An 8,398-nucleotide genomic window follows, 5' to 3' on the forward strand; every position below is an offset into this window, starting at 1 on the left:
AAGCAAACAATTTCTAACTTTTCTTCTACTGATTTTGGACTTCTTTTGGACATGTGAAAACTCCCCTTATAGTGTCTAGTGAATTTTTGTTTTTTCACTGTCCACTATATGGGGAGTATATCATTGACTAGAGAGTTTTTTGTATCTTTTTATTTTCCTTGTACTGAACAGGCTAGCTCCATAATCTTCCTCCCCACCCGCTCAATATCGTCCTGAAGACCGCGAAGCTCAAAATTATCGAGAACTGGAAAGCCGAAGCGTTCGGCATATTGCTTGGCTGTTAGACAGTATTGATTATTGAAATTACGATTACCAGAACCGACCACCCCTAGACATTTTTCCACATTGTTGCCATGGGCAATAAAATCTCCTAGCGGTGTTGTTAGAATCTCAACATCACCATTGTCTACACCATTTCCACCTTCCAAATAGGTCGGTAAAAAGGCGACAAAAGGTGCATCAAGTTCATAAAAGGGGATGGACTGTTTAACCAGATCCTTGACGTGAACCTGCTCCACCGACAAATCCGACTGGAACTGTAAAAAATTTGTTAAGCGTTTTACAAAACTTTCGGTATTTCCGCTCAAACTGATATAAACAAGGTATACTTTCTTCATCTTTTCTCCATTCAAAAACACAACATATAGAATACATATCATATTATATATCTATATATTGTGCTTGTCAACGGATAGCATATCACATTATTCATTAGCCTCTACAAATCGTCCAATAATATTGACATTATCAGCGACAGATACAAAGGCTGTCTTGTCCGCCTTTTTCATAATGGCCTTAAAATCATTAAATTCAGCCCGCGTAATGATGGTTATCAAGACCGTTTTTTGTTCGTGATTATAGGCTCCCTCTGCACCATTGATAATGGTAACACCGCGGTGCAATTTCTTTTGAATCATCTTGATGACCCGGTTGGGGTAACTGGTGATAATCATAGCCTGCATGCGCTTTTGCTTGACATAGATAACATCCGTCATCTGGCTACACACAAAGAGAGCAATCATTGAATAGAGGGCATACTTCCAACCAAAGGTAACACCCGCTACCAGCATAATCAGGACATTGACAATGAGGGAGATGCTGCCTACCCGACGACCTGTCTTTTGCCGAATCAAGATACTAACGATATCCGTGCCACCACTTGATACGTTATTACGAAGGGCAAAACCAATCCCTGTCCCCAGCATGAGACCTCCAAAAATCGCATTGACCAGTGGATCGGTCGTCAGGGTGATATGGGGCATAAACTGGATAAAGAAAGAGCTAAAGGTAACCGTGATAAAGGTAAAGATGGTAAACTTATTGCCAATCTTATACCAGGAGATGACCAGCAGGGGAATATTCAAGCCATAGTAGACCAGCGCAAGCGGAATTTCAAAGCCCCAGTAGGTAACGGAAATGGCAGAAACGATCTGCGCAATTCCTGTTACTCCTGACGAATAAACCTTTCCTGACCGGAAAAAGAAATTGACGGCTATACTGGATAAAATCCCGTAGATGATTGAGCCTGAAATGCGCTCGGCATACCGCTCTCTTGAAACGCTTGAAATAACAGACCAAAAGCGATTGCGTCTAGCCTTTCTCAAAAATTGAATCCGAAGTTTTCTAAAATACCTATTCATTAGTTGTTTGGATATGAAGTGCTAATTCTTCTAATTGGCTATCAGCCACTGTACTTGGGGCTTGGGTCATAGGGTCGCTTGCCTTGTTATTCTTAGGAAAGGCAATGACTTCACGAATATTATCCTTACCTGCTAGGAGCATCACAAGGCGATCCAAACCAAGCGCTAGCCCACCGTGTGGTGGGAAACCGTAATCCATGGCTTCTAACAGGAAGCCAAATTGTTCATGAGCCTGTTCAGCGCTAAAGCCAAGTGCTTTAAACATGCGCTCCTGCAGCTCTTTCTGGTTAATCCGTAGGCTTCCTCCACCTAACTCATAACCATTTAAGACAATGTCATAGGCAACTGCACGGACACTTGCCAAATCGTCCTCCAAATGATGAGCGGATGCTTCTGTCGGAAGCGTAAATGGGTGATGAGCGCTCATGAAGCGTCCTTCTTCTTCCGACCACTCAAACATTGGCCAATCGACAATCCACACAAAGTTAAACTTACTTTCATCAATCAAACCTTGGTCCTTAGCAAGGCGAGTCCGAAGCGCTCCAAGAGTATGATTGGCAACTTCCAATTCATCAGCAACAAATAGGACCAAATCATTGTCAAGTAACTGTAAACGTTCTGTCAACTTACTTGTAAGCCCTGTCAAGAACTTAGCAATCGGTCCTGTCAATTCTCCATTTGCAACCTTGAGCCAAGCAAGACCTTTTGCTCCAAATTGCTTAGCATATTCGGTTAACTTATCAATATCTTTCCGCGAATAGTTATCTGCTGCACCTTTGACAACAATAGCTTTGACAGCAGACGCTTCTGAAAAGACTTTGAAGTCAACTTCCTTGACAAGTTCTGTCAAGTCTTGCAAGAGCATCTCAAAGCGGGTATCCGGTTTATCACTACCATAAGCATTCATAGCATCATCATAAGTCATCCGAGGAAATGGTAGCTTCACCTCTACTCCCTTGGTCTCTTTCATGACGCGTGCAAGCAAACCTTCTACCAAGTCTTGGATTTCCTGTTCAGATAAGAATGAGGTTTCCAAGTCAACCTGTGTAAATTCTGGTTGACGATCCCCGCGTAAATCCTCATCACGGAAGCATTTCACGATTTGATAGTAGCGATCAAAACCTGCATTCATCAGCAATTGCTTGGTAATCTGCGGACTTTGGGGCAAGGCATAAAAATGACCCTTGCTGACACGACTTGGTACCAAGTAATCACGTGCTCCTTCAGGGGTGGACTTGGTCAACATCGGTGTTTCAACATCGATAAACTCAAGCTCATCCAGATAGTTCCGAATGCTATGCGTTACCGCGGCACGCAGTTTAAAGTTGGCCAGCATCTCAGGACGACGCAAGTCCAAATAGCGATAACGAAGACGGGTATCATCGCTCGCTTCAATCCCGTCCTTGATTTCAAACGGCGTTGTTTTTGCTGTATTTAAAATGATCAAGCTAGATACTTGCAACTCGACTTCACCTGTTGGTAGAGCAGGGTTTGCCTGTTCACGCGCCACGACCTGTCCTGTCACTTCAAGGACAAATTCGCTCCGCACCTTCTCGGCTTGTTCCATCAAATCACTTGATACCGTTTCAGGATTGATGACCAGCTGCATGATTCCTTCACGATCTCGCAAATCAATGAAAATCAAGCCACCCAAGTCACGACGACGACCAACCCAACCTTTCAAAGTCATTTCCTGACCGACATGTTCTTTCCGAACACGTCCCGCATACATCGAACGTTTCATATTTTCCTCTCTCCGATAGTTTAGAACACCAAAATGAACACTGATACTCCATAAAAATCAAAAGCAAACAAGTTAAACTCGGGCTAAGCACTGTGCGAAAAAGAGACATAACTAATTACAGGTATGGCTACCTTTAGAAAATAGGCTGAAAACCTCCACTAGAGCTTTTCACTTGTCAAATTTTCTAGTTTGCCGTGGCTGTTGCAGGCTATGCCTGCTTTACAGATACGGTATTAACAGTCAGGGAAGTGACTGTTAATACATGAAGAAGTGCGCTATGAGTTTTTAACGCCCTCGTATCTTGTATAACTGAACTCGGGCTACAACTCACTGACAAAACCTAATAATGAAGCGGCGTAACTCAAATAATATAGTTCACAGTAGGCATCTGATTGTAGCTATCACTACAATCTAGTTGCCTTTATGGGGGTCTCACAACGAAGCGATCCGCTTCTGTTCGGCCGCCTATTTTGTCTAGGAGTTGCTTCAACAGTCTAGAAAGACTGTTGAAGGTGAGAGATTGAACGAGTGAAACTCGTGTCAAACGCCCTCGTATCTTAGTTTGAATTTGATTTTTGCAGAGTATGGCATTTCAGTACCCCACTATTTTTGATTTATAGTCATTTAGTTTATTTTATAGCCGTTTAGTTTATTTTTAGTACTAGGCAACGAGTCGCAGGTAGTACTGGGGTACAGCAAGACGAGTTAACGAAGTAATAAAAATATAAACTAAATGACTATACTAGGCAACGAGGCACAGGTGATACTGGAGTACAGCAAGACGAGTTAACGAAGTAATAAAAATAAACTAAATGACTTTATACCTAACTATTCTATCACAAAAGCAGGTAAATCGGGAACAATTCGAGTGAATTTTCCCGAAAATCCTTGCTGGATAAAAAGGAGCTAAGAATCTTGGTCTCGCTCCTCTTTTTCACATTTATTTATGGTAGACTATTTCCTGCACTGGTGTAAATCTCATACCATTCTGATCGCGTCAGCACTACCTGTTCTGCTGCTGCAATCTTTGCGAGACGTCTTGGATTCATCGATCCTACAATGGTCTGAATCTTTGCTGGATGGCGCATGATCCAAGCGACAATGATTGCTTCACGTGAAACATGGTATTGTTCTGCCAAACGCTTAAGGGTTTGGTTTAACTGCTCATAGTCTGGATGATCAACAAAAACCCCTCTTTGTAAATCAATGAGAAATGGAGACCAGGCTTGAATGGTTACTCTCTTTAACCTACAATAGTCTAAGACACTTCCGTCCCGAACCAATGCTCCATCTTCCTTCATATTGACATGCAAGCCTGCATCAAGTAGCGGTGTATGGGCAGGAGACAACTGCAACTGATTGACTGCTAAAGGTTCCTCTAAATAGGACTGAAGCAATTCAATCTGGTAGGTATTGTGATTGCTAACACCAAAATGGCGAACTTTTCCTGCTTTCTTCAATGCTGAAAAAGCCTCCGCGACTTCTTCTGGCTCCAGTAAAGCATCTGGACGATGAAGAGCTAGGACATCTAGATAGTCTGTCTCTAAGCGTGAAAGAATACCGTCAACGGCGGTTACAATATGTTCTTTTGAAAAGTCAAAGTAGCCTTTGCGGATTCCACACTTGGACTGGAGGATAATACCCTCGCGGTCTAACCCCAAACTTTTCATCGCCGCTGCAAAACGGCGCTCAGACGCACCACCACCATAAATATCTGCATGGTCAAAGAAGGTGATACCTTGCTCCAAGGCTGTTTTGACCACCTCCTGTGCTGCTTTGTCATCTAAGTTCGCCATCCGCATACAGCCCAAGGCAATCCGCGATACCTCTAGTCCAGTCTTTCCTAATTCTTGCATTTTTTCTCCTATCAATTAAAACCATAGATACTCTTTGCAATCTTATAGACTGCGTTGGAAATCTTCCGACCCGGATAGCCGTATAAATTGGTCAATTGTCCCAATAACCCACTACGAACAATCTTAAAGAGAGCCGGATTATGCTCCTGAATATATTGCCACAATTCCTGTTTCTTCATCATGTGTTCCGCCGTGCCTCCTCGATTGAGCAGGGCACAAGAAATAATCGTTGTAATTTCCACATGATTGAGCAAATAGCTACGCAAATCTGGCTGCTGAATAGCATCCAAGTCCAGACTAGCCACCAAAATCCGATTGACTTTGAGCTGTTGGTCAATCCGCTTCAGCATCACCGATTCATTGACCGACTGATCATTCCGTCCAATGAAGTAGCGATAAAAATCAACAGGTAGATAATACATGGTCTCGACTGCTTGTAGTGGCGTAAAGACAAAGATATTGTCGACATAAAAGGTATGTTCTGGCAAGATCAAGCCCACTTCGCGCAACAAGTCTGTCCGATAAATGAGCGAGTGCATCATCATATATTGCCCCTTTGAAAATGCACCGACATCGTCCCAAGTGAACATTCGATCCGTCGGCAAAACATTCTGGTAATCCATGCTTTTTTTACGAGATTGTCCTTCTTTTTCATATACAAAATTTGAAATAAAAGCATCAACTGCCTGTCCGCGTGCCTCTAGGCTTGCTAAGGTTTCAAGGATCTTTAGGTAGGCTCTGGCATCTACCCAGTCATCACTATCTACCACCTTAAAATAACGCCCCTTAGCTTCCCGAATGCCCGTATTCACCGCACCACCGTGCCCCTTATTTTCTTGATGAATAACCCGGACATTGGTATAGCGAACAGCCAGCTGTTCAGCAATTTCTTGCGTCCGGTCACTTGACCCGTCATTGATGATTAAAATTTCTACTTGATCACCACCGACAACCAATGAAGCAACAGCGTAATGTAGATATTCTTGCGCATTATAACTTGGAATTGCAATACTTAATAAGGTCATCTTATACTTCCTATCAACGAATATCTGCCAGCCCTATACTCTGCTCTCCCCTAAGGGCACTGTATCTGTATAGCAGGTACAGCTGTAACCAGTGCTTAGCTCGAGTTCAATTTCTTTGCTTTTAATTTTTTTTGAGTAGTAGCTGCAGATTTTTTATTATTGTACCATAATTCTAGAAAAGTTTCTTTCAGCAGCCTTATTTAGTGCAGGAGGATATCCACAAGCGACAAACACCTGCGCTAATCATTAGAAAGCCCCTTTGCAGAACCATAAAAAGCTTTAATCTAGCGATATTATTCCCCAGTATCCCATCTCTAACGATTCTAATAGTCCACAAGTTATCCACAAATTGTGGATAACTTGTGGATAGATAGACTTTCTCCCATTTCAAAGCAAGTATCTTGCTCTTTTATTTAAAAATAAAAAACTATAAAAGCGCCCTTGATTGAGCAATGGAATGAAGCAGTTCCACAACGCAACTGATTTTTGAGACAACTTCAAGCTTCTATCACCACTCAAATTCTAGATAATCCACAGAACTTTTACGCATTTCATCCATCATCATAGCGATATACTCCACTAGCATACTCTGTGGTTCTTGTTTTAAGAGAGCCACATAAGCCGAATTGCGAGACACATTTGTTTCAAACCATTCATCACTCAAACGTTCACCTGAAAAGAAGGCCAAATTGATTGGCGCTAGGATATCAGATAATTGGTCTGCGAATCTCCTATCGTAAGTAGCTTCGTTGTGCAAGGTCGTATGAACCATGATCTCACTGGCATGATTAAAAACATCAATCAGGTATTTTGGATGATCCGCCAAATCAGGGTTAGCATTGTTTTTCCACAAGTCAACATTCAGTCTTGTCTGTTGATAAATAAGGCGTTCCTCCTTTAGAGATAGACGGCCAATCGTCATAGGATACATAGAAAAAGCACCATTGACGATCTCTGTTAAGCTAGATCGCTCGCCTTTTAGCTGGCTGATACTCTGGGTATGGATATGACCTGAAAAGGTCAGACTAATGCCATATTGATCATACAATTCCCGCAAATCCCCTGCATTGTCGAGCGTAAATCCACGAGTAAGTGCAGTATGCTGGTCCAAAACATTATGGTGCATGACAGGAACCACCTTAACACCTGCCAATCGCGCTTCCTCTAATTGAGTTTTAAGCCATTTCAATGTCTCTTTTTTGAGACGTCCATTAGTCGCAGGTGCACCCTTCCCAAGCCCGTCAGCATAGATGTTACTATCAATCATCAAGAGCCAGAGATTTGAAAAAGGCTTTGCCAGATAACTAAGGGATGCTGTATCTCGTTGCGCAGCCTGTGCATAGCCGTAATCGGAAAAGATCTTTTCAAAATCATGTCGGGTCACTTGGTCTGTCTGAATTTGGTCGTCTCCCTTGAAACCACGCGCCCAACCGCTCGCAATATCATGGTTACCCGGTATAACCAGCACCTCTGTCCCAGTGGCTTCTATCGCCTTAAAATGCTCTGTCAGATCCTCCATACTCTTTTTCTCACCATTTAAACTCATATCACCACTGACAATCAACAGTTTAGGGCTTTTCTTTTGAACTTGAGCCACCAAGGCATCCATTCTCTCCTTACTATAACGAACATCTTTTCCCGCAGCTGTATTCTGAATAACTGAAAATGCCTTGCCATTATCATGCAGACTAGGTGAGAGATAGTGAATATCTGTGACCAACCAAATTTGCTGAGAATCTTTCCAGCTTTCTACCACATCCGAATCTTTTGTAAATGACTGTTGCAACCATAAAAATAGTAGTCCAACTCCTAGACAGACTAGACACAGATAGCGCTTCTTCATATCAGACCTCCATTCTCCTACCTATTATACCATCTTCTAGCAACTGTGACAGTAGCCCTACTAGCCAATAAAAACCAAAAGCAGCCCTGCAGAAAATAGTCAGCTATGCATATCTACCTCATCTTTAAGGTATCTTTTCTATTTTTTCAAAATAGACCTACATTAGACTTGTTCGGTAACTACTTGGTTTCAAAATTAATAATCCCACAAATTAACTCAGCACGTATTTCAAAACGTTTTCTCCGACCACGATAGTCTTGTTTCATGATTTGAAAAGTCTTAAACTTCGC

General features: G+C 42.3%; 6 protein-coding genes and 1 pseudogene. All 7 read right to left on the bottom strand.

The window, feature by feature from the left end:
• Positions 1-149: 149 nt before the first annotated feature.
• Entirely contained in the window at positions 150-617 is a 468-nt protein-coding gene (gene nrdI, locus BU200_RS09600; RefSeq protein ID WP_075099934.1) for a class Ib ribonucleoside-diphosphate reductase assembly flavoprotein NrdI, read from the bottom strand.
• 87 nt (positions 618-704) lie between these two features.
• Complete coding sequence (locus BU200_RS09605; protein ID WP_075099935.1) at positions 705-1,640, bottom strand: YitT family protein; 936 nt, start codon at positions 1,638-1,640, stop codon at positions 705-707.
• Positions 1,633-3,384, bottom strand: coding sequence for an aspartate--tRNA ligase (gene aspS / locus BU200_RS09610; RefSeq protein WP_075099936.1), 1,752 nt, complete (start codon positions 3,382-3,384; stop codon positions 1,633-1,635). Before aspS ends, BU200_RS09605 begins: the two co-directional genes overlap by 8 nt.
• Positions 3,385-4,328: 944 nt before the next feature.
• Entirely contained in the window at positions 4,329-5,240 is a 912-nt protein-coding gene (locus BU200_RS09615) for an aldo/keto reductase (protein WP_075099937.1), read from the bottom strand.
• An 11-nt stretch (positions 5,241-5,251) separates the two neighbouring features.
• On the bottom strand, positions 5,252-6,265 hold the full coding sequence (locus BU200_RS09620) for a glycosyltransferase family 2 protein (RefSeq protein ID WP_075099938.1): 1,014 nt from the start codon (positions 6,263-6,265) through the stop codon (positions 5,252-5,254).
• A 508-nt stretch (positions 6,266-6,773) separates the two neighbouring features.
• The gene (locus BU200_RS09625; RefSeq protein ID WP_075099939.1) at positions 6,774-8,108 is read right to left on the bottom strand and encodes a metallophosphoesterase; all 1,335 of its coding nucleotides are present in this window, start codon (positions 8,106-8,108) and stop codon (positions 6,774-6,776) included.
• 179 nt (positions 8,109-8,287) lie between these two features.
• Positions 8,288-8,398, bottom strand: a pseudogene (locus BU200_RS11020) (IS5/IS1182 family transposase); the annotation flags it as partial.

The sequence above is a fragment of the Streptococcus acidominimus genome, from assembly GCF_001921825.1.
In the GTDB taxonomy this organism is placed as follows: Bacteria; Bacillota; Bacilli; order Lactobacillales; family Streptococcaceae; genus Streptococcus; species Streptococcus acidominimus.

Bases quoted from the DNA above. Each gene is read 5' to 3' on its own strand.
- nrdI (WP_075099934.1), bottom strand. From the start codon at position 617: ATGAAGAAAGTATACCTTGTTTATATCAGTTTGAGCGGAAATACCGAA.
- BU200_RS09605 (WP_075099935.1), bottom strand. From the start codon at position 1,640: ATGAATAGGTATTTTAGAAAACTTCGGATTCAATTTTTGAGAAAGGCT.
- aspS (WP_075099936.1), bottom strand. From the start codon at position 3,384: ATGAAACGTTCGATGTATGCGGGACGTGTTCGGAAAGAACATGTCGGT.
- BU200_RS09615 (WP_075099937.1), bottom strand. From the start codon at position 5,240: ATGCAAGAATTAGGAAAGACTGGACTAGAGGTATCGCGGATTGCCTTG.
- BU200_RS09620 (WP_075099938.1), bottom strand. From the start codon at position 6,265: ATGACCTTATTAAGTATTGCAATTCCAAGTTATAATGCGCAAGAATAT.
- BU200_RS09625 (WP_075099939.1), bottom strand. From the start codon at position 8,108: ATGAAGAAGCGCTATCTGTGTCTAGTCTGTCTAGGAGTTGGACTACTA.